The 25,224-nt window shown below is 55.3% G+C and carries 24 protein-coding genes and 1 pseudogene; 13 read left to right on the top strand and 12 right to left on the bottom strand.

Translation table 11 applies throughout. The features are described from left to right. The first annotated feature begins 83 nt into the window (after positions 1–83). Both ACEN84_RS31150 and ACEN84_RS31145 read left to right on the top strand, forming a co-directional pair. On the top strand, positions 84–1,343 hold the full coding sequence (locus tag ACEN84_RS31150; protein WP_413711804.1) for a glycerate kinase: 1,260 nt from the start codon (positions 84–86) through the stop codon (positions 1,341–1,343). Positions 1,344–1,403: 60 nt separating this feature from the next. Further along, entirely contained in the window at positions 1,404–1,868 is a 465-nt protein-coding gene (locus tag ACEN84_RS31145; RefSeq protein ID WP_413711803.1) for a winged helix-turn-helix transcriptional regulator, read from the top strand. Between the two features lie 82 nt (positions 1,869–1,950). On the opposite strand, the gene fucP is transcribed toward ACEN84_RS31145, so the two are convergent. Next, positions 1,951–3,234 (bottom strand): L-fucose:H+ symporter permease, encoded by a 1,284-nt coding sequence (gene fucP, locus ACEN84_RS31140; protein WP_413711802.1) that lies wholly within the window; start codon positions 3,232–3,234, stop codon positions 1,951–1,953. A 158-nt stretch (positions 3,235–3,392) separates the two neighbouring features. After that, positions 3,393–3,830: an Rrf2 family transcriptional regulator gene (locus ACEN84_RS31135; RefSeq protein WP_413711801.1), complete on the bottom strand. Its 438-nt coding sequence runs from the start codon at positions 3,828–3,830 to the stop codon at positions 3,393–3,395. Positions 3,831–4,207: 377 nt separating this feature from the next. On the opposite strand from ACEN84_RS31135, the gene ACEN84_RS31130 reads away from it, so the two are divergent. Then, positions 4,208–5,365: a porin gene (locus ACEN84_RS31130; protein ID WP_413711800.1), complete on the top strand. Its 1,158-nt coding sequence runs from the start codon at positions 4,208–4,210 to the stop codon at positions 5,363–5,365. 146 nt (positions 5,366–5,511) lie between these two features. On the opposite strand, the gene ACEN84_RS31125 is transcribed toward ACEN84_RS31130, so the two are convergent. Further along, positions 5,512–6,336 carry an oxidoreductase gene (locus ACEN84_RS31125; RefSeq protein WP_413711799.1) on the bottom strand — a complete coding sequence of 275 codons (825 nt, stop codon included), beginning with the start codon at positions 6,334–6,336 and terminating at the stop codon, positions 5,512–5,514. Between the two features lie 88 nt (positions 6,337–6,424). On the opposite strand from ACEN84_RS31125, the gene ACEN84_RS31120 reads away from it, so the two are divergent. Beyond that, a complete protein-coding gene (locus ACEN84_RS31120; RefSeq protein WP_413711798.1) occupies positions 6,425–6,985 on the top strand; it encodes a TetR/AcrR family transcriptional regulator in 561 nt (186 codons plus the stop codon). Here the strand turns inward: ACEN84_RS31120 and ACEN84_RS31115 are convergent. The 9 genes from ACEN84_RS31115 to ACEN84_RS31075 all read right to left on the bottom strand — a co-directional run bounded on the left by ACEN84_RS31115 (position 6,976) and on the right by ACEN84_RS31075 (position 17,218). Then, the gene (locus ACEN84_RS31115; protein ID WP_413711797.1) at positions 6,976–7,446 is read right to left on the bottom strand and encodes a MarR family winged helix-turn-helix transcriptional regulator; all 471 of its coding nucleotides are present in this window, start codon (positions 7,444–7,446) and stop codon (positions 6,976–6,978) included. The genes ACEN84_RS31120 and ACEN84_RS31115 overlap by 10 nt on opposite strands. A gap of 76 nt (positions 7,447–7,522) precedes the next feature. Beyond that, positions 7,523–8,737, bottom strand: coding sequence for a membrane dipeptidase (locus ACEN84_RS31110; RefSeq protein ID WP_413711796.1), 1,215 nt, complete (start codon positions 8,735–8,737; stop codon positions 7,523–7,525). Positions 8,738–8,752: 15 nt separating this feature from the next. Continuing rightward, a complete protein-coding gene (locus ACEN84_RS31105; RefSeq protein ID WP_413711795.1) occupies positions 8,753–9,667 on the bottom strand; it encodes an NAD-dependent epimerase/dehydratase family protein in 915 nt (304 codons plus the stop codon). A gap of 14 nt (positions 9,668–9,681) precedes the next feature. Next, a complete protein-coding gene (locus ACEN84_RS31100; protein WP_413711794.1) occupies positions 9,682–11,433 on the bottom strand; it encodes an ABC transporter permease subunit in 1,752 nt (583 codons plus the stop codon). 9 nt (positions 11,434–11,442) lie between these two features. Continuing rightward, positions 11,443–12,558 (bottom strand): ABC transporter substrate-binding protein, encoded by a 1,116-nt coding sequence (locus ACEN84_RS31095; protein ID WP_413711793.1) that lies wholly within the window; start codon positions 12,556–12,558, stop codon positions 11,443–11,445. After that, positions 12,555–13,649, bottom strand: a complete 1,095-nt coding sequence (locus tag ACEN84_RS31090; protein ID WP_413711792.1) for an ABC transporter ATP-binding protein — start codon at positions 13,647–13,649, stop codon at positions 12,555–12,557. The genes ACEN84_RS31095 and ACEN84_RS31090 overlap by 4 nt, the downstream gene beginning before the upstream one ends. A gap of 28 nt (positions 13,650–13,677) precedes the next feature. Then, positions 13,678–14,559 carry an NAD-dependent epimerase/dehydratase family protein gene (locus ACEN84_RS31085; RefSeq protein ID WP_413711791.1) on the bottom strand — a complete coding sequence of 294 codons (882 nt, stop codon included), beginning with the start codon at positions 14,557–14,559 and terminating at the stop codon, positions 13,678–13,680. Positions 14,560–15,261: 702 nt separating this feature from the next. Further along, entirely contained in the window at positions 15,262–16,206 is a 945-nt protein-coding gene (locus tag ACEN84_RS31080; protein WP_413711790.1) for an alpha/beta fold hydrolase, read from the bottom strand. A 94-nt stretch (positions 16,207–16,300) separates the two neighbouring features. Further along, entirely contained in the window at positions 16,301–17,218 is a 918-nt protein-coding gene (locus ACEN84_RS31075; RefSeq protein ID WP_413711789.1) for a LysR family transcriptional regulator, read from the bottom strand. A 62-nt stretch (positions 17,219–17,280) separates the two neighbouring features. Between ACEN84_RS31075 and ACEN84_RS31070 the strand changes: the two genes are divergently transcribed. The 9 genes and pseudogenes from ACEN84_RS31070 (at position 17,281) to ACEN84_RS31030 (ending at position 25,211) form a co-directional block, all read left to right on the top strand. Then, complete coding sequence (locus tag ACEN84_RS31070) at positions 17,281–18,531, top strand: MFS transporter (protein ID WP_413711788.1); 1,251 nt, start codon at positions 17,281–17,283, stop codon at positions 18,529–18,531. A gap of 42 nt (positions 18,532–18,573) precedes the next feature. After that, entirely contained in the window at positions 18,574–19,587 is a 1,014-nt protein-coding gene (locus ACEN84_RS31065; RefSeq protein WP_413711787.1) for an aldo/keto reductase, read from the top strand. Between the two features lie 56 nt (positions 19,588–19,643). After that, the gene (locus ACEN84_RS31060) at positions 19,644–20,048 is read left to right on the top strand and encodes a nuclear transport factor 2 family protein (RefSeq protein ID WP_413711786.1); all 405 of its coding nucleotides are present in this window, start codon (positions 19,644–19,646) and stop codon (positions 20,046–20,048) included. Between the two features lie 84 nt (positions 20,049–20,132). After that, a pseudogene (locus tag ACEN84_RS31055) lies at positions 20,133–20,373 on the top strand (winged helix-turn-helix transcriptional regulator); the annotation flags it as partial. A 180-nt stretch (positions 20,374–20,553) separates the two neighbouring features. Beyond that, entirely contained in the window at positions 20,554–21,339 is a 786-nt protein-coding gene (locus tag ACEN84_RS31050; RefSeq protein WP_413711785.1) for a sulfurtransferase, read from the top strand. Positions 21,340–21,484: 145 nt separating this feature from the next. After that, positions 21,485–22,372, top strand: a complete 888-nt coding sequence (locus tag ACEN84_RS31045) for an NmrA family NAD(P)-binding protein (protein ID WP_413711784.1) — start codon at positions 21,485–21,487, stop codon at positions 22,370–22,372. A 52-nt stretch (positions 22,373–22,424) separates the two neighbouring features. Then, a complete protein-coding gene (locus ACEN84_RS31040) occupies positions 22,425–23,174 on the top strand; it encodes an SDR family oxidoreductase (RefSeq protein ID WP_413711783.1) in 750 nt (249 codons plus the stop codon). 485 nt (positions 23,175–23,659) lie between these two features. After that, a complete protein-coding gene (gene hemH, locus ACEN84_RS31035; protein WP_413711782.1) occupies positions 23,660–24,685 on the top strand; it encodes a ferrochelatase in 1,026 nt (341 codons plus the stop codon). A gap of 49 nt (positions 24,686–24,734) precedes the next feature. Next, the gene (locus ACEN84_RS31030) at positions 24,735–25,211 is read left to right on the top strand and encodes a MarR family winged helix-turn-helix transcriptional regulator (protein ID WP_413711781.1); all 477 of its coding nucleotides are present in this window, start codon (positions 24,735–24,737) and stop codon (positions 25,209–25,211) included. Positions 25,212–25,224 lie beyond the last annotated feature (13 nt).

The following is a 25,224-nucleotide window of genomic DNA, read 5'->3' as shown; positions in this document are numbered from 1 at the left end:
GCGCTCGGCGGAGAACACACCTGCTCTCTTTGCCTTCGTACCCGCGACGTGGTTTTAACGCGCGTCCAAGCTAGATCGCTGACATGATAGAAGAACGGAAAGATTTTCTGAGATCCCTCTTTGACGCTGCCGTTGCGGCGGCCGATCCTTCCGTGGGGATGAAAAGGCATCTCCCCTCGAAACCCAAAGGGCGTACAGTTGTGATCGGCGCTGGCAAGGCGTCAGCACAGATGGCCAGGAAGCTCGAGTTGCTTTGGGACGGACCGCTGACCGGCGCGGTAGTGACCAGGTATGGGTTCGGTTGTGAAACGAAATCGATCGATGTTCTGGAGGCGGGTCATCCAGTACCCGATCAAGCAGGGTTACACGCAAGCGGAGTTCTATTTCAGACCATTCGAAGCCTAACGGCTGATGATCTGGTGATTGCGCTCGTGTCTGGAGGCGGCTCGGCCTTACTACCCGCGCCGCCTCCTTCGCTGACGTTGGCTGATGAAATTGAACTGAATCGCATCCTTCTCGCTTCCGGCGCGCCTATTTCTGCAATCAATGTTATACGCAAACACGTCTCTTCCATTAAGGGCGGGCGCTTGGCGGCAAGTACCAAAGCGCGGGTTGTGACCTTCATTGTGTCAGATATCCCCGGCGATGATCCTGCGCTCGTGGCAACGGGGCCGACGATACCCGACGGCACAACTCGACAGGACGCGCTCGATGTCATTGGACAATATCGGCTGACATTGCCACCTGCTGTCATCGCGCATCTGAGGTCAACTGCTTCTGACGCACCAAAGCCAACTGACGACGCCTTTGTGAGAAATGTCCATCACGTGGTTGCATCATCAAAGCTCTCCTTGGCTGCTGCATCAACGGTAGCTGAAAGGGCCGGCGTCCGTGCTGTCATCCTTTCGGATGCGATCGAGGGGGAGGCCCGCGATATAGCTTCGATGCACGCGGCGATCGCACGAGAGATTGCTAATAATGGCCAGCCCTTCGAGAAGCCAGTGGTACTTCTCTCGGGAGGCGAAACGACGGTTACACTGGGCTCCGACGCGGGCAGAGGAGGGCGGAACACGGAGTTTGCGCTGGCCTTCGCAATCGGGCTTCGCGGTTCGAGGGTGGACCTGCTTGCAGCGGATACTGATGGTATAGACGGTACCGGCGATAACGCGGGTGCCTTTGCAGACGGCGAAACTCTCTCCCGCATGATCCGGAGCGGACTAAACCCGTCGAAACTCCTTATTGAGAACAAAAGCTACAGCGCCTTCGAAGCGATAGGTGATCTGTTTCAACCAGGGCCGACGGGTACTAACGTCAACGACTTCAGGGCACTATTCATAAGGTAGCGCCTCGAAGCGGGTGGGTCTTTGTTGCAAACCCACTTGGGGTGATGTACTTAAAGTGTTATGCGCAAGCCACGACTGGTAGATCCACGTATATGTTCAATCGATGCCGCTCTCAAAGTAATCGGTGAGAAATGGGCGCTGTTGGCGATCCGGGAGTTAACATTCGGCTCAGCCAAGTTCGATGAAATCGTGAAAAACACAGGAGCGCCTCGCGACGTCCTCGCGGCAAGGCTCAAGGCGCTTGAGAGCCATGGTGTCATTGCAAAAGAGAAGTACGAAAACAGGCCGGTTCGATATCAATATCGACTCTCTGAATCGGGTACGCAGCTGTTTGCGATATTGCACGCCATCAGAGATTGGGGCGACAGGTTTGTTCGAGACGATCCGGAGAACGTCGTAGTATTTAGGCACTCGTGTGGTGCAGTACTCCACCCTAAATTTGTTTGCTCCGACTGCGGCGAGGAACTCAAGGCAGGTAGTGTGCACTCGGAGCGAGACATCCATCGCTCTGATCTGGAAGTTTGATACCCAGTCCGACCAGCACGCTTCTTTATCATCGATCGCTAGACCGAACGATGGGTCGACCCTACGGCCGACCCTGTTCATGTTAGAGGCTGCGCGGTCGGCATCCTATCGACCCGTAGAATGCGATGTAGAGATAGCAGACAATTGGCATCGTGAATGCCATGTGGATACCGATGGTGTCAGCGAGAGCGCCCTGAACCAACGGCAACAGTGCGCCGCCGACGATTGCTAGGCAAAGAATCCCGGAGCCCTGACTCGTGTGTCTTCCCAAACCATGGAGCGCAAGGCTGAAGATTGTTGGAAACATGATGGAATTGAAGAGGCCGATCGCTAGAACGGACCACATTGCTACCTGCCCGGTTGTCAAAACGGTAATCCCGAGCAGAATAGCTGAGATGACTGCATTGAATGCCAGTGCCCTACCGTCGTCGACGTATCGCATGACGGCGGAGCCGATGAACCTTCCGACCATCGCTCCACCCCAGAAATACGAGACGTAGTGGGCAGCATCGGCCTCGGGCAAATTCGCGATAGTTGGCTCGGACAAAAAATTTACGAGGAAGCTGCCCACACTGACTTCAGCGCCGACGTATACAAAAATTCCGATCGCTCCGAGAACGAGGTGCCGGTAGCTCCATGCAGACCTGCCCGGAAGCTGCTCGCCCTGCTCCTCGTCTTCTTTAACGCTGGGAAGCTTGAGGGCCGCGAACACCAATGCAAGAACCAGAAAGGCCACCGCTAAAATGAGATAGGGAAGTTTGACGGCGGCTGCCTCCGCAGTACGAATCGCATCAAGCTGCTCGGGAGAAGCGTCCGGGGCGGCAACTGTCGCGGCTGACAGAATGAGGAAAGCGCCAAAGAGAGGGGCGAGCGTTGTTCCAAGCGAATTGAAGGCTTGCGTCAGGTTCAGCCTGCTTGCCGCCGTATCGGGTTTCCCAAGGACCGTCACGTAAGGGTTCGCCGCCACCTGAAGGATCGTCACCCCTGTTGCTAGGACGAAGAGTGCGCCAAGGAAGAGCGCATAGACTCGGTATTCTGCAGCTGGAATGAATAGTGCGCACCCGGCCGCGGCAATCGCAAGGCCGCTGACGATGCCCCATTTGTAAGAGATTCGTTTAACCAAGGCTCCTGCGGGAAGCGAAATTATTGAATAGGCGCCGAAGAAACACAGCTGAATAAACATGGACTGCGTGTAGGTGAGCTGGAAGACGCTTTTCAAATGAGGGATCAAGATGTCATTCAGGCAAGTTATGAAACCCCACATGAAGAAGAGTGTGGTGAGAGCTACGAGCGCCCAGACGTAATTCGCGTGGGTCTTCGTCTCGGCAGCGGCGCTAGCTGGCGATGGGGAGGTTATTGATGCCATAGTAGAGCTTTCGAATTATTGAACGCGATCTGAATGCGCTGATGCGCTATCGGTAAGTAATTGTATTACTTTTTGCGACGACCCCCAGAAATGAGGGATTGCGAGGATTTCTCTGCGCACCATTAGCAGAGCGCATCGCCGCCGTGCGACAAAGAAGCTTAGGAACCCACAGGGGGATCGACATCGTGAGTGTGCGCTATTGCGATGTCGGAAAGGCGCAAAGCGCCGAGCGCTGCGATCAGCTCTTCTTCGGCGGCCTGGTAGGCAGTCGCAATGGCCTTGTTCGTGCTACTTTCGATGTCGTTGCCTACTAGGTTTAAAGACGCCGGCGTGGCAAGTAGCGGGCCAATCTGTAACGCACGCTGTACGTCTAGCGCGGTAAGGTCGCTCAATCTTCTAGTGAGTTTCCAGCCCCCGTTCTTTCCTCCTTCAGAGGAAACGATGCCGCTCTCTCTTAGAAATCCCATCGTTCGCCGCACTGCTGGCGCGCTTGTCCCTAGCATTTTAGCGATTGTCACCGATGTCTCGCGGCGATTACCAACGCCCATATGAACAAGGACATGCAGCATGCGATTAAGACGAAGATCTTGCGGCAAGGAAAACCTCGGTTGAAAAAGCTCATGCTCCAAGCATGTCAGTCATCATGCTTGGAGTCCATATGTGTTTCCTGCGCGGGAACCGTTTAGCCGCGAACATGATGTCTCACCTCGGAGTGGGGAGCCACGAAACGACCGCAACGCTGTCCTGCGTTAATAACTTGGTAACGGCATGTGAAAATTTGTTGCAATGCGGCAACACCCACATGCATCGGTGTTGCAGCTACTGTTCCTCCACTTGATACAGTTGCCCTCATGTGCAATTCAACACTGCGCGGGTTGCCGCTCCTTCCCCGAGGGGAATCGTAAACAACTGGGATGGGTTAACGCTGATTTTTCGGCGCGATGCTCTGCGCCCTATTGATAAAGGAACTGCTATGAACATTCGGTCTATTCTGCTTGGCTCTGCAGCCGCTATGGCTTCCATGACCGGCGCACACGCAGCCGACGCGATCGTCGCTGCTGAGCCGGAAGCTGTCGAATACGTACGCGTTTGCGACGCTTACGGCACGGGCTACTTCTACATCCCGGGCACGGAAACCTGCCTCAAGATCGGCGGCTATCTGCGTTTCGACACCAGCTTCGGCGCTGGCGATGGCTATGACGATAACAACAACGAGGACTGGGGTTCGCGCACTCGTGCGAAGGTCTGGTTTGACGCCAAGAGCGACACTGAATACGGCACGCTGCAGAGCCGCATTGTTCTCGAAGCCAACAACCGTCCGTCTGACGTCGGTTTTAACGGCGTAAGCACCGGCTACTCTACGGACCTTGGTGGCTCGCTCGGCGGTGCCAAGATCGATGAGGCTTACATCGACATCGCTGGTCTGCGCGTTGGTAAGTTTGTCAACTGGTGGGATGACGACTTCTCTGGCGAAACCGATGCAATGGCGAACGCTACCAACTTCAACGCCATCCGCTACCAGTATGATGCTGGCGACTTCTACGCAGGTGTTGCTCTCGAAGAACTCGGCGGTAACGATGGCGTCGTTGATGACTTCCAGCGCACCAGCCTATTCCGTGCTGGCACTGATACGAAGGGCAATACCCTTGGCTACGACGCGACGGTCGGTGGCAAGTTCGGCAACTTCACGTGGGCAGTCTACGGTGGTTATGACGGCGGCAACCAGGAAGGTGCTGTAACGGCACGCATCGGCGCGGATCTCGGCCCGGGCAAGGCTGAGTTGGCTGTAGTCTGGTCGAGCGGCCTCGGCGATGCCGGTTACGGTGGCAACGCATACTACAACATCGGCGAATGGACCGTTGTTGCCCAGTACGCTCTCAAGGCAACGGATAAGTTCACGATCACTCCGGCTGCTCAGTACACCGACAACATCGTCACCGATTCCAACGGCAGCTGGGACGACGGCAACATGTGGCGTGCTGGCGTGACGCTCGATTACGAAGTCGTCACCAACCTGAACGCAAAGCTCGCTGCCACCTACGTCAAGGAAGATTACGGCAACCAGACCGTCAACGGTAAGGGTGATGCCGACTGGGTTGAAGGCTTCTTCCGCCTGCAGCGCGACTTCTAAGAAATTGGTGCGTGGTTAGAGACACGCACCAAGCAGAGATCTGGTTGACCTCCGATCTCTCGAAGAGGCCCGGCATTCCCTCCGGGCCTCTTTTCGTTGCTGCGATACCTGGGCGAATTGATGAGCCGCATGTATCAAGGGGGCCGTTATTCCCCGGTCACCTGGTCCAGGCGCAACTGCTTGCGCAGCATCCCATCCAGGATAGAGTCTGGAATGATCTTACGTGCGACATTGAGCTGCCGAGCCGTTTTGCCTGCAGGGTAACGAAGCTGAGGTGATCTGGCTGACGCTGCTTTGATAACAACCCTTGCGATCGTTTCTGGTGCATCGCCTTTAATAAGGGCTTCCTCGATGAGTTTATCCGCACCCGCTCTGGCCCCAGAGTACCACTGCTTCGGCTCATCTGGTCTCATGATATTGGTGTCGAAAGCTGTCTTGGTGTAGGCAGGTTCGATCAGAAGCACACGAATGCCGGTGCCTCGAACCTCATGATCTAAAGACTGGCTGTATGCTTCCAATGCGTGTTTTGACGCGGCGTATGAGGCGGAGAACGGGGCAGGAATAAAACCAAGGACGGAGCTGATGTTGATGATGCGGCCGTTCCGTCGCGCTCGCATGCCAGGCAGAACCGCTTTAATCATCCGGATCGCGCCGAATACGTTTACATCGAAAAGATCCTGATGCTGACGAACAGAAGAGTCTTCCAGAGCGCCCAGCATTCCAACGCCAGCGTTGTTAACGAGAAGATCGATCTGTCCTGCCGTATCTATGACGTATTCAACAGCATCGTGTACGGAATCTTCCGAAGTGACATCACAGGTGATCATCGTTACACCGTCGACTTCGCCTGAACCCTTGCCTCGGGTTGTGCCATAAACGTGATAACCTTGATCTGCGAGAGCTCGGGCGGTAGCCCGACCAATGCCGCTGGAAGCACCAGTCACGAGCGCGACGGCGTGTTTACGTTTCATTTCAATTCTCCTTGTTGAATTACGACCATAATGGCATATTATATTCGTAATTCAATAGGGATTGTGGTATCAATACCCGATGCGATACATGAAAGACCAAAAAGATCAGTCGCGCGCCGAAATTCTCGCGGCCGCCAGTCGTAGGTTCCGAGCCGACGGCATATCTGCAACCGGAATTGCAGGGATCATGCAAGAAGCCCACAAAACGAACGGCGCATTCTATGGGCACTTCGGATCCAAAGAGGATTTGGTATGCGAGGTGCTGAAAGACGCGTTGCAGAGACAGGCCGAGGATCTCTCTGCGTCAGCGAGTGAGGGAACACTCAGAACAGCGTTAGCGAACTACCTGTCGGTGGCACACCGGGATCACCCAGGGGAAGGCTGCCCATCCGCGGCGCTGCTGCCCGAAATTTCGCGTCAACCGCTGGCGACCAGGCAGGCCTACGAGGAGAATCTAAAGTCGATCCTGAAAAGTTTGTCGGTGGGGCTTGGTGGGGGACAACACCAAATGCGAAAAGCCATGGCAATCTTCAGTATGGCAATCGGCGCCTTGCAATTAGCAAGGGCGGTGCCATCAGCGGAGTATGCGGAAATTTTGCTGAAGTCAGCACTGGATGAGGCTGAAATGATGCTGAAAGATCAGGCTTGATCCGCGCGAAGCATTTCGTCGCCGTTCACGATCGACATCAGAATCTCTCTCAACTTTTCGGTGTTCGCGACGCCAATCAGTTCTTCGAAGCGCTTCTGCGAATCTTCCCAAAGTGGAAGCCCCTTGATCAGAACGTCGCGCCCACTGGTAGTGAGGTGAAGACGGCGCCTACGTCCGTCGTGTCTATCGCGTTCTTGCAATACGTACCCGTCGCGCTCGAGTAAGAGCATATTTTGGCCCAGCGTTGATCGGTCCATGGTCATGGCCTGTGCTAGCTCGAGCATCGTTGGGGGATCCGATTGCCTGCGACCCAACTCGGCCAGCAGTGAAAACTGCGTGCTTTTGAGACCCGTTGGTGCGAGAACGGTGTCGTAGAGGTGGGATATTTTGCGGGAAGCCATTCTGATTGCTGTGGCGTTACAGATGCCTCGTGCAGGGATCTTTGGCTTCTTTTCCGACATTGATACCTCGGTTTGGCCGGCCCGCCAACGTAGCGGACCGTTTCCGAAATGAGATACATCGTCGCCTACAAAATATCTAGCGTCGGGAGGCCAGGCGAATCTCGCGCCAGGCCCTCATGTAATTTCCGCCCCAGAGTTTTTCGATCTGGCCCTTCGTGTATCCGCGGCGGAGTAACTCCGCTGTGACATTCGGGGTTTCCCCAGAGTTCATCCAACCAAGGACGCCGCCACTGTGATTGAAGTCAGAGGAAATCCCAACGTGATCGATACCTGCGACAGAAACTGTATGGTCTATTGCATCAACGAGGTCTCGAATAGACGCGTCCGGCCTCTCGAGTTCCAGCACGACATGGAACTCATGAAGGAACTCCTCATACTTATCGCTCGGCCAGTAGCGCGTCTCTTCGTCGTTGATACTCAGCGCTCGCGAGAGGTCTCGCGGTTCCTCCAACCCATATTGCTTCCACAACGTAGCTACCGCAGCACGCATTTTAGATGAAAGCGGTTTGAGATAGGGGCCGAATGCGACTACTTGGACAACACCGCGCTTGTCAGCGATTGAACTTATTTCGTTGTCGGTCAAGTTGCGGTCGACATCAACGAGGTGACGGGGAGCCGAATGGCTCGCGATGATCGGTGCATTGCTCTCCTCCAGGATGTCGCGCAAGCTTTCGGCGGAGACTTGCGAGACATCAATGATTACTCCGAGTTCGTTAAGTCGTCGAACAGCCCGTCGGCCAATGGCACTCAAGCCGCTGGATCGAATTCCTTGCCCGATGTATGGGTAGGGGCGAGCGGAATCCGCCCAGAGATTGTTCCCTATAAATGTAAAAGCAAATTGTCTGATGCCACGGGCCTCCCACTTATCAAGTTCTGTGAGATCCTCCGCGAACGGGTGTGCGTTTTGAAAACCTATCACCACAGCAAGTTTTCCTGCGTTGGTGATCTCGAGGAAGCGGTCTGGATCGGGGGCGAGCTCTACCCTATCGGAAAAGCGCGATAGAAAATCGCTGATCAGCTGAAATTTGTTCTCTGCGATCTGCCGCGTTCTCACCTGTTCACTGTCCGATACACGGCCCGCCCCGGTAGCTACGGTTAAAACCACTCCGCGTATGCCGCCGCGCCTTACTTTAGCGAGGTCAAATTGTGTCGATCCATCTGTATCGAATGTGGCCGTGTCGGCCGCGAATGTGGGGAGGATATCGACATGGCTGTCGAAAACAACGATCTCTTCATGCAGTTTTTCCGCATGCTTGCGGTAGTCCAGGAAAGTACTCGCGGGATCGGTCATTTCAGGTTCCTTGATCTATATGAGGCTGGCAAGGGTCAAGTTCGCATAGGTGCCGGTGAGCAGCTCACTCTCGAGTGTTGGCCGGGAAGGGTGCCAAGCAAGACACCGTTTGATCTTCGTCGCCGAGAGCACTTGATTGATGCTGCCAATCGCAGCTAATTCGCCTTGCTCCGCGATTGCGGCGCTTAAGGTCACGCTTTCCGGTTTGATTGAACTGCGAAGGACGTCTGATATGAGTTCCGCGAACCTAAGTCGCGACAATATTTCGGATGAGGCAACGTTGAAAACTCCTGCGGCATCCGGATGCTCGATTACACCGAGATAAGCATCGATTAGATCCTCTATATGAACTGTAGAGAAAAGCTTCGTGCCCTCATCGACATAGACCGCACGGCCATTGTGGGCGGCGTGCTCGATCCTTGAGCGAACAATTCCCTCGCCGTATCCGTAGACTGTTGACGGTCGAATGACAGAGCTGCGTATTCCTTCGCTTATCAGGCTTTCGACCCGATTGTCGTGCTCGACCCGCCAGGCACGGGACGGCAACGGGGACCCGATAGGGCCGTTTTCCTCGCGAGGTGCGTCACCAGTATCGCCGTAGACCACGGATGCGCTTGTGTACACCAGCGCTTTGCCGGACCAGCTGAGTGCTTCAGTGATCGCAGCAATAAAGGCTGCGTCGGCGCCGCTCATATCGCCGTCGTGCTCGGCGGCGGTATGAATTACAGCGTCGCTCCACCGTCCGGAACTGACTATGGCATCTCTGTTACGCAAGTCGGCTGTGACATATTGAACTGCTGGCAAATTCTCTAGTTGGGGGCCACCGGCACGCGGGCGGACCAGTGCCTTCACTTGATGTCCAGTGGCAGACAGCCGACGCAGGACTCTGGAGCCGACATAGCCCGTTGCGCCAGTCAGGAAAAATCTCATTCAGCACCTATATTTTACGTCGCAGCTGCCCTAACGGCAGACGTCAGCCTATCTGCTCTACGCCTCGCGACAGCGTGCCGAAGCGTTATCGCCAAGAGCCAAAATATGGTCCCGGCGGTTAGTACCACGACGGATACGGCAGCTAACCGGGGCGTGATCTCTTGACGAACATCGTCCCACATTAGGAGCGGAAGCGTTCGCGTGTTCCCGGAACTAAGGAAAAGCGAGACGCTGAGGTCATTGAAACCCACAACAAATGAGAAAAGGAAACCGCTTAGAACGGAGGCGGACAGCAACGGAAGTGTCACCGTTTTCAGGATAGTTGAAGGCTTTGCACCAAGCGACGCGGCCGCCCGCAGTAGCGCTGGGTCCAGCTTGGTGAGCGCGGCACCAATAATGAGGACCGGGAACGGTAATCCCATAAGCGCATACGTCCCGATGAAAACGACTGGGTTGCCAATCAGTCCGAGCAGTGCGGAGATGTAGAAAATCGACACCGCCAGCACCATAGGAGAGATCACCAGAGGTGCACTAGCGACAATAAGTGCGATGGATCGGGCGCGCGGGGGAAGGGCACCAAGGTTTAGCACGCAGAGCCCACCGGCGAACGTTGCAATCGCAGCAGCGGCGGCTGCAAGCTGGATGCTTAAAGCAGTGCCTTTCGTCCATTCGTCGGTTTCGAAGAAAGCGATGAACCACCGGAATGAAAAACCAACGGGCGGGAACGAGAGATATGAGGCCGAACTCAGAGAGAGGGGAAGCAGAATTATCAGCGGTAAAAAAGTAAGCACAATGACGAACGTCGTGAGGGAACCAACGATCATCCAGCGCCACGCTGAAGCGGATCGTGCGATTTTTTCCAGCAAGATTTTTGATCGTGGTCGTGGGGCTTCGAAGGGGAGACTTCTTTTCAGACCCGCAACTGCCTTTCGAAGCAATATAGTGAAGGATAGTAATAAAACTGTAAGCAGCAAAAGAACGACGGCTTGCGCCGCAGCTCCCCCTTGGTCGCCGAGACTGTTGACGCGCACCTCTATCGATTGGCTGACAAGGTAGGCACCAGGCGGCCCCAGAATGGCGGGGGTCTCGAAAAACCCAAGTGAACCAATGAAGACAAGCAGTGAGGCAGCCCCTATGCCAGGCATTGCTAGCGGCAAGAAGGCTGTGAAAAAGGCGGTGATCGGATCCGCCCCCAAGGACTGCGCCGCCCGACGAACACGAGGATCTATCCGACGCATCACGCTGTAAGCAGGCAGTATGAAGAGCGGAAGTTGGACTTGGACCATAGCCGCAAACATACCAGTTTGCGTATAAGCCATTTTTATCGGTCGTTCGATCAATCCAATATAAAGAAGAAACTGATTGAGCAAGCCGCGGTTCCCAAGGATTGCCACCCAGGAATAAGACCTGATCAAGCTGCTGACGAACAAAGGAATCGATAGGGCGAAAAGTATGACAGCAATTATCTTCCCCTCGACCCTGGCTAGGGTATAGGCTGTGGGAACGCCTAAAAAGAGACAAGCCAGCGTGACGGCTGCACTATCTCCGAGCGTCGCTAGCAGGATCTTCGGAAACGTATCTCCGAACAAGGAGCTATAGTTCGCGCCGCTCCACGTCGATCCGGCCTGCAGGCTGCTGATCACGGTTGTGATCAGCGGTATCCATAGAAACGCGGCGATCAACAAGGCCGCAGGCACGAGGTTGATGCCGCGGCCGCTTGCGGGAGTGGTCGAAAGGTTACTGATCGCGAGGCCGGCCGCTGACATTTCTATCTCTCAAGCCTTCTTCAGCCATTGTTCCCACAGCTGGGTGGCCTTGGCCTCGTTAGTAACTCCTGAGGACGCCTCGCTGGCCCACCATTCGAAGTCCGTGATCACAAGTTTGTCTTTGACAGCCGGGGACGTCGGAAGTTTCGCTGCGCGTTCAGGGGTCAGCAGATCGTACGCACGAGCATTGGTCGGCCCGTAGTCAATCAACTTTGCAAACTCCGCCTGACGATCAGCTCGGGTAGCATACGCGATGAATTTGAAGGCGTTTTCGACATTGGTTGCTCCTTTGGGAACGACCCAGTGGTCCCATCCCAAAACAGCTTGATCCCAAGTGAAATCTATAGCTGCGCCGTCCGATTGCGCGGAGGTGACGCGACCGTTGTACGCGCTTGCCAGCGTAGCGCTCTGGTCGACAAGCAACTGAACGGGCTCGGCGAAGCCTGTCCAGAACTTCGAGATATTTGGGCGGATGCGATCCAGGCTCTTAAAGGCCCTTTCCCAGTCGATTGGATACAATTTATCAGGTGATACGCCGTCGGCCAAAAGGGCGATCTCGAACGTGTGAGCTACGGTAAGCGTCCCACCATCAGCAAGGCTTCTCGGTCCGGGAAACTTTTCTGCGTTCCAGAAGTCCGCCCAACCGGTAGGTTTCGAACCTTGATATGCATCCTTTTCGAAAGCCACAACGATTGCGCCGAAAAGTGACGGGATACCAAATCGATCTGCCTTAATTGGGAGAAGGCTCTCTAGATCGCTTGCAGCAAAGAACTTCGTGTCGATTTCTTCGAGCAACCCGGCGCGTGCAAACGATGGCAGTTGCGACCCGGAGAGGTCTGCGACATCCGCGACCGGTGCGCCAGCCTCGATACTAGCTTTGACCTTACCCGGAAGTGCGTATGGGACGAGAGACACCTTGATCCCGGTCTCTTTCTCGAATGGGTCAAAGTAAGCGGCTTTCTGCGCGGCTCCCCAAGCCCCGCCGCCATCTGTGACTATTACCGTGTTCTCGGCGCTGACAGCTCTCCCACCCAATATGCCGCTAGCGGCAAATCCCAGGGAAGCGGATGCTGCACCTTTCAGAAGCGTACGTCGGTCGATGGCTGTTTTGAACACTTCACTCATAGCGTAGTCCCCTCAATACGAAGATCGGAATCAAAAATTATGGCGTCGCTAGGGTCCCACGATATGGAAACTACCTCACCGGTAGAACGGTCGGACCAACCGGCCTCTCTAGCTGTAATTGGAATTGCGCCACCGATTAGAAGGTGGACGATAGTGCTGTCGCCGGTGTACAGTGATGCTGTTACCTGAGCCGGGATGCTGTTTGGTTCTTCTCGGGCGATCCTCACTTTGGCTGGGCTTATGGAAAGTTGGGCCGGCCCCTCAAGAGGTTTGCATGAAGAAGCCCACTGACCAGGTAAACGCAGCCCGTTGCTGGTCTCTAGTATCCAATGGCCACCTACTTCTCTCGCTAATCCCAAAATTAGCGTTGAGCCCCCGATAAATCGCGCGACGAAAGAAGATGCAGGATGATCGTAGATCTCGCGAGGTGTTCCAATCTGTTCGAAGCGGCCGTTGTTGAGCACACCTATCCTGTCTGCAAGCGCCATCGCCTCACGCTGATCATGGGTTATATAAACAACCGTTGTACCTAGCCTTTTTTGCAGGATCTTCAGTTCAACCTGGAGCTCATCACGGAGCGCTTTGTCCAATGCGGCCATTGGTTCGTCCATCAACAACACGTCCGGCTCCGCAATCAGAGCTCGAGCTATCGCCACGCGTTGCTGCTGGCCACCCGAGATTTGCGAGACTGCAGCGGTTGCGAGCGGTTCCAGCCGCATGAGTTTTAGCATCGCTGCGATTCTTCGTCCGGCCTCGCCTTGATCGAGGTGCTTGCGGGTAAGCGGATAGGCTAGGTTTTCGGATACGTTGAGATGCGGAAACAAGGCATAGCTTTGGAACACTACACCCACACGCCGGGCGTGCGGCGGCAATCTAATAACGCTGCGACCGCGGATCAGCAGGTCGCCCTTCGTCGGCTGCTCGAAGCCGGCGATTAGGTTGAGAAGAGTGCTCTTACCCGAGCCACTCGGTCCGAGGATGGCAAAGAATTCACCTGGAGACAAGCTGAATTCTATGTCGTTCAGCACTGAGTGAGAGCCATAGCTCTTTGAAACGCGTTCGAATACGATGTCAGGAACGACGCGGCTCACATGTCCTGCCGGCTCTAAGGGTTCCGTCTCAGTGACTGTAGGAGACAAGTGGACTGCTCCTATATGAACCCATCGTGAGGTCTTCCAGCAATGTGGTCCCTCCCGGCCGCCAGCCCAATTCCTGATAGGCACGTTCTGACGAGATGCGCTGTTCCAGGGCCATCATCGGCATTAAAACGCCCAGTCGACGGACCGCGTCCGCCTCCAACCACTCACTACGCCCGATTTCTGACCCGAAGGTTTTAGCGATACCATCCGCAATCTCGCGCATGCTCACAGTGTCCAGGCTGCCCGCGTTAAAAACGCCGAAAGCCTGTTGATTGACGAGAGCGCGAACGTAAAGATCTGCGAGATCGTCAACGTGAACGGTTGACCAACGGTTAAGGCCATCACCAATCGTATTTGCGACTCTATCCTCAATCGCCTGGTTGATTAGTGTGACCAGAAATCCTCCCGAGCGCCCGTAGACGAAGGGGGGACGTATCACCACGCCGCGAATTCCTCTGTCTTTTAAGCCTGTAACACGACGATCATGCTGGAGGCGAAATAGTCGGGCGGGATATGGATTGTTAATAGGCTCGTGCTCGTCTCGAGGCATCCTTCCGGTGTCTCCATAGACGGGCGAAGCGCTGGTAGTGATGAAGCATTTATTCGACCCCACGAGAGCTTTCTCGATCGCCTTTACAGCCGATGAATCCAACCGCTCCATGCTCTCGTCGTGCCGTGCCGCAAGGTGAATGGTGGCGTCCGCTGAACGAGCTCCTCTTCCCACCAAGTCGGCATCGTCGAGTTCACCATAAAGCCACCCCAGGCCGTCGCGACGCGTGACATGTTCGCGACGCATAGGGCGGGCCAGCGCTAGAACATCAATGCCCGCTAATAATAGCTTTTCCAGGACTACAGTGCCCATGTAGCCAGTTCCGCCGGTAAGAAACACGCGCATCCATAAAACCTATAGAAATAGTAGGATATCCCCTTAATATGTCGATGCCGGAATAAAGCAAGCGAAATCTTCGGCTGTTGCTGACATCATGGCCGATTGCTATTTTGACGGGCGCAGGTGTTGCCTCCGCTGCTGTAACGCGAGCGTTCACGTTATTTCAGTTGAGGTCGACGAACACAGTCTGCAGCTCGCTGTCTTTATCTGCGAACCATCGCCCCGGAACAGCCACTGACTTTGTTCGTCCCGCATGGCTGGCCGTTACTTGAACTGATCCTAATGCGGGGGCACTGATCTGGCAGGGCGTCGCCGCACATGTGAGCCCCCTATCCGTTGTCACTGGCAAGCCGGACGGGTTCGATGTAACCTGGATCTGCCTGCTATCTTTGTCAGTGGATGCGCAAGCAGAGAGTGCGAAAAGTAGGATGCTTGCGACGGTTATTTTGTGAAGTTGGGTGTTCATGGGTTTCTCTATTGTTGCATGTTCGGTTCCCCGCGCGGACGGAGATTGAATGCTTGCGGAAGATCTGAATTTGATTGCGGCTACTGCACCAGTAGCCACGTTGCTGGCCTTGTAGTTTTGCCGCGCGGCGTCTGCGACAAAGACGCGATGATGTGTTCACCGCTTAGCACTGAGACCTCGTGTCATGAGCTTCGAGTCCCTCGCGCCGTCTATCGAGCAGCAGTTGTGAAGACACTGATTATCTGCGCTGCTATATCGGAATGTTGTTCTTCCAGCGCAAAGTGGCCCGAATTGTAGTGATGAACTTGTGAGCCAGGGACGAGAGCGCCGATTGCGTCCGCGGCATGGGGGGTGAATATTGGATCGTTGTCCCCCCAAACGACCAGCGTCTTTGGCTTCTGCTCGGCGAGATATTTTGACCAAGCAGAGTAGAGTTCGAGATTCGATCCGATATCCAACTGGAGATCAGTCATTACTCGGTGCGAATCTGGGTTGGTTATCGCGAAAGCGTCATTGGTCCAGGAGTCTGGATTGAGCGCGGTCGGATCTGCGGCGCCATGCTTGTAAAGTGCGAGATCGGTCGTCATCGAGACACGTGCACCTGCTGCAGCTCTTTTTTCAGGCGTTACTGGACCGCTGTTCAATTTGACTGCCTTCAAGCGAGTCTGATCCCATCCGTCCTCTGTGATTGCGATGTTCTGAAAGACCAGGCCACCCACAATATCTGGATGACGAGTCGCAATGCGCATGCCGATTGGACCGCCAAAATCCTGCATGTAGAAAATCGCGCTTTTTGTTCCAAGCTTCTGAAGTAGCTGTTCGATCACCACAGACTCGCTGTCGAATGTCACAGTCGTTTCCGGCGCCGGGGCTTGGCTCTGTCCCATTCCCGGATAGTCCGGCGCTATTACATGAAAACGCTGCGAAAGTTCTGGAATCAGGTCGCGAAACATGTGCGAGGAGGAGGGGAAGCCGTGTAGCAGAACAATGGTCGGGTTCTGCTTCTCGCCGGCTTCGCGATAAAACACCTGTAGGCCCGCGATTTCTGCGGTGCGATAGGCGATGTTCGCTGCTTGCGCTGTACCGCTAACCGCAAGAAGCATGAAAGCTGCCACTGAAATAGGTTTCAGTCGTTTGGATTTATAAATCATCATTTCTGTCTCGTCTAAAGAGTTCGCAACATGCATATATGGGCATATGCCCGTAAAGCAATGAGTAGCGGATCATCGAGTCTCTTTTCGTTGACGGCTATGCGGCAAGAACGCCCACTTGTCGCTGTAGCCGCAATTCCTGCATCTCTTTGATAAACGTTTGGACGGGCTCTCTCAGTCTTGAACGCGTGTCGTTACTCGCCGCCCAGACGCGAACTGCTGGCTTAAAATCAGGCGTATCGATAACTTCGATCTCATCTTTCCAGCGGCATTGGTTCAATCCGGAGGGCGCAATAATTCCGATTCCGTGACCGGCAGCGACGAGTGACATTTTTATCTCGGCGCTAAGAACCTCGATTGCTACGTTGAACGGAAGGCGTGCACTTTCAAAAGTGTGGCCGATATAGTTTCGAAAGCCACATCCATCGTTGTTCAAGACCCAAGCGAATCGCGAAAGGTCGAGGATCGTTGCTCGTTTGGGGACGCCCAGGGTTGGCGACGCGACCAATGCGACCTCTGTTCTACCAAGGTCGGTCGTGGAGATATTCCGAGCTGGCGCTTCGCCATCGGCCAGACAATAGATTGCTAGATCTAAGTCGCCGTCAGCAACCCTGCTTTGAAGGGACGGTGACCAGTCCGATGTCAGTTTAATCTTGAGGTTGGGAAACTCGGCCCTGACCTTCGCTATCGGGATGGTCACAGCATCGTCCGCGAGTTGTGGCATAATACCTATCGAAAACTCCCCGCAAACCTCGCCTTGAGAGCTTGTGAGGTCGACGCGCAAGTCCCGAACGCCCCTGAGGATTTGCCGCGCATAGTCATAAACTCGCAATCCGTCGAGCGTCGCTTTATGAGGCTTCGACGCCCGATCGAGGAGGGCAACCCCTAGCGTCTCCTCAAGTAGCTGTATCCGTCTTGTCAGCGCGGGTTGCGTCAGATTAAGGCGAACCGCCGCCGACCCAACCGAGCCAGTTTCGATAACGGCAACAAGTGCCTCAAGATCACGAATGTTCATGCAAGAAATCTATGAAGATTATTGGAGTTATTGATTTGTAGCATAATGTTCGGGTGCGGTAAATGCTGGTGATCTTTCGCGGGGCACCTGGGCAAATGAGCGCAATCGACGACATATTAAGCGCCGACGACGAGTCGACAGCAGGTTTACATCGGGTCCCGGTGGCGCTGTTTGCGCTGGCGGTCGGTGTTATGGTCACGAACTTGTTCGCCCCGCAAACGATGCTTCCAGGTATTGCTGAAAGCTTCCAACTCAAAGGCTCTTACACCGGCTTGATCGCTATGGTCACGCTGCTCGGCTACTCGGCAGGCCTATTTCTTCTAGTTCCTTTGGCCGATCTCTACGAGAACCGCCGCCTTGTACTAGTGATGCTCAGCCTGGCATGCGTAACGGCGGCTATCATAGTCGTCGTAGACAATGTCGTCGTTCTCTTTCCGCTTCTCTTCCTGCTCGGTGCTGCATGCTCCGCCATCCAGATCCTAGTGCCCATTGCAGCCTCTATGACAGCCCCCGAGCGGCGCGGGCGGGTTATCGGCGACGTTATGGGAGGACTGATGGTGGGGATACTCCTCGCCCGTCCAGCCGCTAGCTTCCTCGAAGGCCTATGGGGCTGGAGGGCATTCTATGTCGCCAGTACGGGCTTTACTGCCGTTCTAACCCTACTGCTAGCATTCAAACTGCCTCAGCGATGGCCGGAGAAAACGCTCGGATATCTCGGTCTGATACGATCTCTTTTCAACTTGTTCGCAACGCAGCCGGTCTTGCGCAGACGAGCCATCAGCGCCGCGATAGTGATGGCTGCGTTTAATCTTTTCTGGACATCGATCGCGACCATTTTGCAATCTGAGGCTTTCGGCCTATCGGCCGATGGGGTCGGGCTATTCGCCTTGGTCGGCGCTGGTGGTGCAGTCGTGACGCCATTGTTCGGACGAATGGCAGACGGTGGGCACTCCAAAGCGGTAACGAGTTCATCACACGTGCTCTTAATTCTCGGATTTGCCGTCGCCGCTTGGGCTGGCACATCCCAGTCCGAACTGAATACGGCCTTACTTTGTCTCTTGGGTTTAAGCGCTGTTCTCCTCGATGTGGGTGTGACTGGCGACCAGACGATCGGCCGACGTGCCATAAATCATTTAAAACCTGAGGCGAGGGGCCGCATCAACGGATTGTTTGTCGGACTCTTCTTCCTAGGCGGGGCCGCGGGGTCGGCAGCTTCGGGTTTCCTCTGGACGTGGGGTGGCTGGAGCCTGACCTGCATTGTGGGGGCGTTGCTCGGGATATCGGCGCTGATCCTTGGATTGAAAGCAAAATAACGGTCCCACCTGACACAGCTTTTGAACTGTAAGGAAATGCACATGAAGACAAAGACATTTGGAACCACCGGTCTTATCGTCTCAGAACTGGTTCTCGGAACCGGTAACTTTGGCACTGGCTGGGGCTACGGAAGCGAGCGTCAGGAGGCTACCAAGATATTCAACGCGTACGCGGATGCAGGCGGCAACTTTCTGGATACAGCTGACTTCTACCAGTTCGGGCAATCAGAGGAGATACTCGGTGATCTCCTCACCGGACGGCGCGAAGACTTCCTGCTTACCTCAAAGTTCACCTTGGGTGGCGCGAAAGGGCTCGGTAGCCTGAGAACCGGAAACAGCAGAAAGGCAATGATTGCCTCTGTTGAAGCAAGTCTACGCCGTCTAAAGACCGATAGGATCGATATCTATTGGGCTCACTATGCGGACGGCGTAACGCCGAGTGAGGAGTTGGTGCGTGGGTTTGATGACCTCGCGCGAGCGGGCAAGATCCTCTACGGAGGACTCTCTAATTTCCCGGCGTGGCGCGTCACACGAGCCGCTACCCTTGCTGAAATGGGCCGGGAAATTAGGGTTGCAGGTGTTCAGGTCGAACACAGCCTAGTTCATCGCTCGCCAGAGCGGGATATATTCCCGGCAGTCCGGGCACTCGGCATGGGCCTTGTCACCTACTCGCCGTTAGGTGGTGGGATGCTCACTGGAAAATATCGTAAGGGCGAAGGCGGGCGCGAGCTGGGTCTCCATGGTCGGGCGTTCCGTCCAGAAAACAACGCTGAAAAAGCGGCCGTCGTTGACACGCTACTCGAAATTGCGGCAGAACTGGCAACAACTCCAGATAGAATTGCCATCGCATGGGTTATGACGAAAGGCGCAATCCCTATGATCGGGCCGCGTACATTGGAGCAGCTAAAGAGCAATCTTGCCAGCCTTTCGGTTGCACTTAGTGAGCAGCAGCTGCAGAGGCTGGATAGGATCTCCCATGTCATGCTTAACGACGACACTGATGCGCTCCAGGGTGTCGAAGGTCGAGTGAGTACCCCTCCCGCACCAGTCGCCTGACGTGCCTGAGATATAATAAACCCAACTACAACCGAATTTGCAGCTAGGAATTCGCCATGAGCAATGACCCAATCAAGAACAAAGCTTTGGTTCTCGAAGCATTCGAAACGCTGTTCAACAAGCGCGATTACGATACGGCACTTAAATACTGGTCAGCGAATTATCTCCAACATAGCGCCCACATTGCGCCAGGCCGAGAAGGGCTGTTCGATCTGGTCCGTGCGGCTCCAGCTGACCTCAAATGGGAATATCAGCTGGCGCTTGCGGAGGGTGATTATGTGATTGTACACGGTCGCTTTTCCAACACCGGCAGGCCTGCGGCATGGATTGCGGCTGACATAGTCAGGATGGAAAACGGCCTGCTTGCCGAGCACTGGGACATGCTGCAGGACGAAGCAACCTCAAATGAGTCCAAAAGCGGGTTACCCATGTTTGGTGAGGCTTTCCCGGACGGAGGTTAAAACGGCTCCTTGAAATCCAAGATCCAAAGAGAGCAGTCATCTGCTCGGGAAAATCGCGAAGCCGTTTGCCCGCTAGATGCGGCAATCGATGTTATTGGAGATCGGTGGAACCTAGCCATATTGCGCGACATTATCTTTGAAGGCCGTCGGCACTTTCGAGAACTTCTGTTGGGTTCACGAGAGGGTGTCGCAACCAACATCCTAACAGACCGGCTCGAGAGGTTGGTCGATAGAGGGCTTCTTACCCGCGCTACCGACCCCGGTCATAAGCAGCGGGTTATATACAGCTTGTCCGAACGGGCAATTCAGCTCGTGCCTGTGCTATCAGCGATGGCGGACTGGGCTCGCGCGGGCAATAACGAAACAGAGACCGACTGCGCGATGGATGAAGGCGCGAATGCTGCGTCACTCGACCGATTAATGACCGCTCTAAGGCGTGACCACCTTGGTCCCTGAGCACCGCCGCTTACCAGCAGACCAGCCGATCTGTTCAAAGGAAGTTATAATGCAGCTCGATCCATTCCTCGATCCCATTGCAGTCCACCGATCATTCCACTTACTTGATGCTCGTGACGCGGAAGAATTCGACGCCGCTCACGCACCGGCAGCCGTTCGTGTCCCGTTCGATCACTGGGTGTCGGCTGCTAAAGACGAGAAATTGTCGTTCGATAACGTAAGCTTTTGGGAAGAAACGATCGCACAGCTCGGGATCTACGAGGGAGCAATCGTTGGTGTTTACGACGATGGGCGGATGACCGAGGCGGCAAGGGTGTGGTTTATCTTGCAGTACTTCGGCGTAAATGCGTTTATCATAAATGGTGGCTGGCCAGCTCTAAGAGAGCACGTTGCCCGTTTACCTTCGACGCGAGCTACGGATGCGGCTTCGCCTTTCGTGGGCCGTCCCCGTTCCGGCCCGGTAGGTCTTGTTTCACGCGACGGACTAAAAGCCGTTCTGGGCCAAGGCTCTCGCATCCTCGACGCGCGAACCGCAGAAGAGTTTTCTGGCGAAGACCGGCGAAGCAATGTGAGAGGCGGTCACTTGCCAGGCGCAACGCTAGTCCCCCATTCGAGCCTGCTGAACGATGGAAGCGTCAAGTCATCTGAAGTCTTACGCAAGATCCTCAGCTCCGCTGGCTTCAGGTCTGAAGACCATGTCGTAACACATTGCGATGGGGGCGGCCGCGCGGCTCTAGCCGCAGCAGCCTCTGTCAGGGCTGGTTATACCGACGTGGTTGTATATTATTTGAGTTTCGCTGATTGGGCGCGGGATGAAAGCTGTCCCGTGATCTGACTGCCTGAGGAGGTGGTATAACCGCATCCACCGCGCCAGCGGTCATGCTATGATCTCAACACTTGAAAGTGTGTAAATACACATATACATTTTACGGGTTGCTGCGGATGCGCGGCGACTAATTTGAAATTTTCAGGAGATGGAAATGGTACACAAGATACTGGTGACAGGCGCGACCGGCGAAACCGGCAAATACACTGTGGCCGAGCTGTTGAGCAAGGGCAGGGCAGTGCGTGCGCTCGTGCGCAAGGAGGACGAGCGCACAGAAAAGCTTCGGCAGTCCGGTGCAGAAATCATTGTCGGCGACATGCTGGAGCATGATGACATTATTGCCGCGACCGACGGTGTCGACGCTGCATATTTTTGCTATCCGGTACGCCCAGGTCTGATCCAGGCAACTTCTTACCTTGCCGACGCGGCACGCCGAGCACGCCTCCAATTGGTCGTTAATATGTCCCAAATCTCGGCACGCGAGGACTCCGAGAGCCACGCCGCCCGCGATCACTGGATATCCGAGCGCATCCTGGATTGGTCTGGCGTACCTTCCACGCATCTAAGACCGACCTTTTTCTCCCAATGGTTCCTTTATCCTCATGCGCAGGCATCCATCACGAAGGAGGGCGTCATCGATCTTCCGTACGGGCACGGCCGTCATGCGCCCATTGCAGCGGAAGACCAAGCTCGCTTCATTGCAAAAGTACTCGATGAACCCGCTCGGCACGCCGGCAAGACCTACCCGCTGTTCGGGCCGGTGGAATTGTCGCAAAGGCAAATTGCAGAAGAGATCGGAAGTGCCCTCGGCGTCACTGTAAATTACGTCCCAACGACCATTGCAGAGTACAAGGACAGATTGGAGAGCCAGGGATTGCCTCCGTTTCTCGTTCAGCACTTCTGCGCGATCGCGATCGATTATCAGAACGGAGTGTTCAGCGGGCAAGACGAAGTAATAAAGGCCGAAACAGGTGCATCCCCGTTGACCGTCCGCGAATTCATCGACCGGCATCGGTCGGAGTTTCACTTTCCGGGCAAGTGATTGAGGCGCGGGGCCCTCGCGCCCCCCGAATTCCAAAACGGAGTACCAGAACATGGAACGGTTCAAAGACAAAGTTGTCGTTGTCACCGGCGGAGGCTCGGGCATCGGCTTCGCGGCCGCTCGTCTGTTTGCCGGAGAAGGTGCTAAAGTTATTATTATCGGACGCAATGAGGCGGCGCTTCGCGCGGCGAGCGAAGAACTGGTTGGTGACGTTGACGCTGTCTCAGGAGATATCTCAAAACTCAGAGATCTCGACGCGTTGGCATCGTACATTGGTCGCAAGCACGGGCGCATCGATGTGCTCTTCGCTAACGCGGGGGGCGGAGCGCTTGGCCCGGTTGAAGGGGTCACGGAAAAGGATTTCGATCGAACGGTAGCTACCAATTTCAAGGGAACGTACTTCACCGTGCAGAAGCTCATTCCCCTTTTGCGTGAGGGAAGCTCAGTAATCTTAAATACCTCGGTCGCCGGTTCGAAAGGCTTGCCCAATTTCAGTGTCTATTCAGCCACGAAGGCAGCGATCCGGTCGCTTGCCCGTACATGGACAACCGATCTGCGCGGACGCGGTATCCGTGTTAACGCGATCGCGCCGGGACACATTGACACCGACATTATGGTGAGAAATGGCATCCCCGCCGAGAGGGTGGAGTTGATCAACGACGAGGTTGTCAAGCAGATTCCCCTTAATCGAATGGGAACCCCAAAGGAAATCGCGGCTGCTGTAGCTTTTCTGGCTTCTAGCGACGCTTCGTATATCACCGGGATCGAGCTGACCGTCGACGGTGGCTGGGTACAGGTTTAGCGCCAACGCCGGTGGCCCCCACCGGCGTTCAGCCTCCTGCCAAATGGGCTGGGGATGTCGCCTCATCATTTAATGGACATCTCATGAGATGCAAGCCTCTCGCCCAATCTGATCACGGCCTCCTTTGGCTCTTTCTCGCCTTAACAATCACATGGCTAATGATCCTTGGCGTGTTCTTCTGGTTTCCGCAGTTCGACATCGCGATATCGCGTGCGTTCTATACTGCTCGACCCTGCGATGAGCGACCGCAAATGGTATGCGGTGATTTCTTGCAAACGAGGAGCTCTTTGCTGGTAGGTCTACGCTGGTTCCTATACGGTCTACCTTCTGTTGGCGTTGCGCTTCTCGCGATCGCAGGTCTCGCTCCGATGCGTGCATGATCCGTGAGCGTGTCGCATGAGTTCGGCTTGTGCTCATGTGTTCTTGCACATGATCTCGATATGCGTCAGTAGAGAGGAAAGTCGAAAGCCGATTGGAGAGTGAAAGTGTCTAGCCAGATCGCAGCAAACCATCCGCCCGTCAGCTTTGGCAAGGTGGGCGTGCTGCTCGTCAATCTAGGCACGCCGGATGGCACCGACTACAATTCGATGCGCCGCTATCTCCGGGAGTTCCTGACCGACAAGCGCGTCATCGAATGGTCCCCCTGGAAATGGTACCCGATCCTCTTCGGCATCGTCCTCAACACCCGCCCCCAAAAGGTCGGCAAGGCCTATGAGACGATCTGGAACAAGGACAAGAACGAGAGCTACCTGCGCACCTACACCCGCAACCAGGCAGAACTGATGGCTGCGCGGCTGAAGGATCTGCCCAATGTCGTCGTCGACTGGGCGATGCGCTACGGCAACCCCTCCATCGCCTCGAAAATCGACAGCCTGAAGGCTGCGGGCTGCGACCGCATCGTGCTCTTCCCGCTCTATCCGCAATATGCGGCAGCGACGACGGCGACCGTCAACGACAAGGCCTTCCAGAAGCTCCTGACCATGCGCTGGCAGCCTGCGGTGCGCACCGTCCCTGATTATCACGACGACGAGACCTATATCGAGGCGCTCGCCAACTCCGTGCAGCAGCACCTCGCAACCCTCGACTGGGAGCCGGAGATGGTGCTCGCCTCCTTCCACGGCATCCCGATGTCCTACTTCAAGCAGGGCGACCCCTATTATTGCCAGTGCCAGAAGACCGGACGCCTGCTGCGCGAGCGCCTTGGCCTGTCCAAGGAAAAATTCATGGTCACCTTCCAATCCCGCTTCGGGCCGGAAGAGTGGCTGCAGCCCTATACCGACAAGACCGTCGAGAAGCTGGCGCAGGACGGGGTCAAGAAGATCGCAGTCCTCAACCCCGGCTTCGTTTCCGACTGCATGGAGACGCTGGAAGAAATTGCCGAGCAGGCGGCACATTCGTTCCACGAGAACGGCGGCGAGAAGTTCGCGCATATTCCGTGTCTGAACGACAGCGAGGACGGCATGCGTGTGCTTGAGAAGGTGGTCCGCCGCGAACTGCTCGGCTGGGTATAGTTGGCAACCAAGAGATAACGCGCTTGCATTAAAGGGCATATGCCCATATATGGCTCTCTCGATTGAGGCTCAGTTTATGATGGCAGCTAACGAAAACACCGAAGATAGCCTGTTAGCGAATGGAAGTAGGTGCGTCTCCACTGCAATCAGGAAGGCAGCTCGCCGCGCTACGCAGTTCTATGACAAGGCGCTCGCTGGAACAGGCCTTAGGTCCACGCAATTCGCAATCTTGGCAGAGCTAAAACGCGCCGGAAACATCTCCTGCTTGGGAGATCTAGCTGATTTGCTAGTGCTGGAACGATCGGCACTGGGCCACAGCCTGCGCCCGTTAGAACGTGAAGGTCTTGTTGTTATAAGAGCTGACGGCGCTGATAAGCGAAAACGAATCGTGGAGATGACACGGGAAGGCCTTATGCGGCACGCTGCGACAGAGGTGAAGTGGCGATTGGCGCAAGAGTCTTTCGTTGATGTAATCGGCCCTAGCAGGCCGTTGAAAAAGGCGCTGGCACATATGCTGTTGTCGTGATTCACTCGCTGTA

Source organism: Rhizobium sp. Rhizsp82 (assembly GCF_047325115.1).
Lineage (GTDB): Bacteria > Pseudomonadota > Alphaproteobacteria > Rhizobiales > Rhizobiaceae > Rhizobium.
This window is presented reverse-complemented; position numbering and strand designations above follow the sequence as displayed.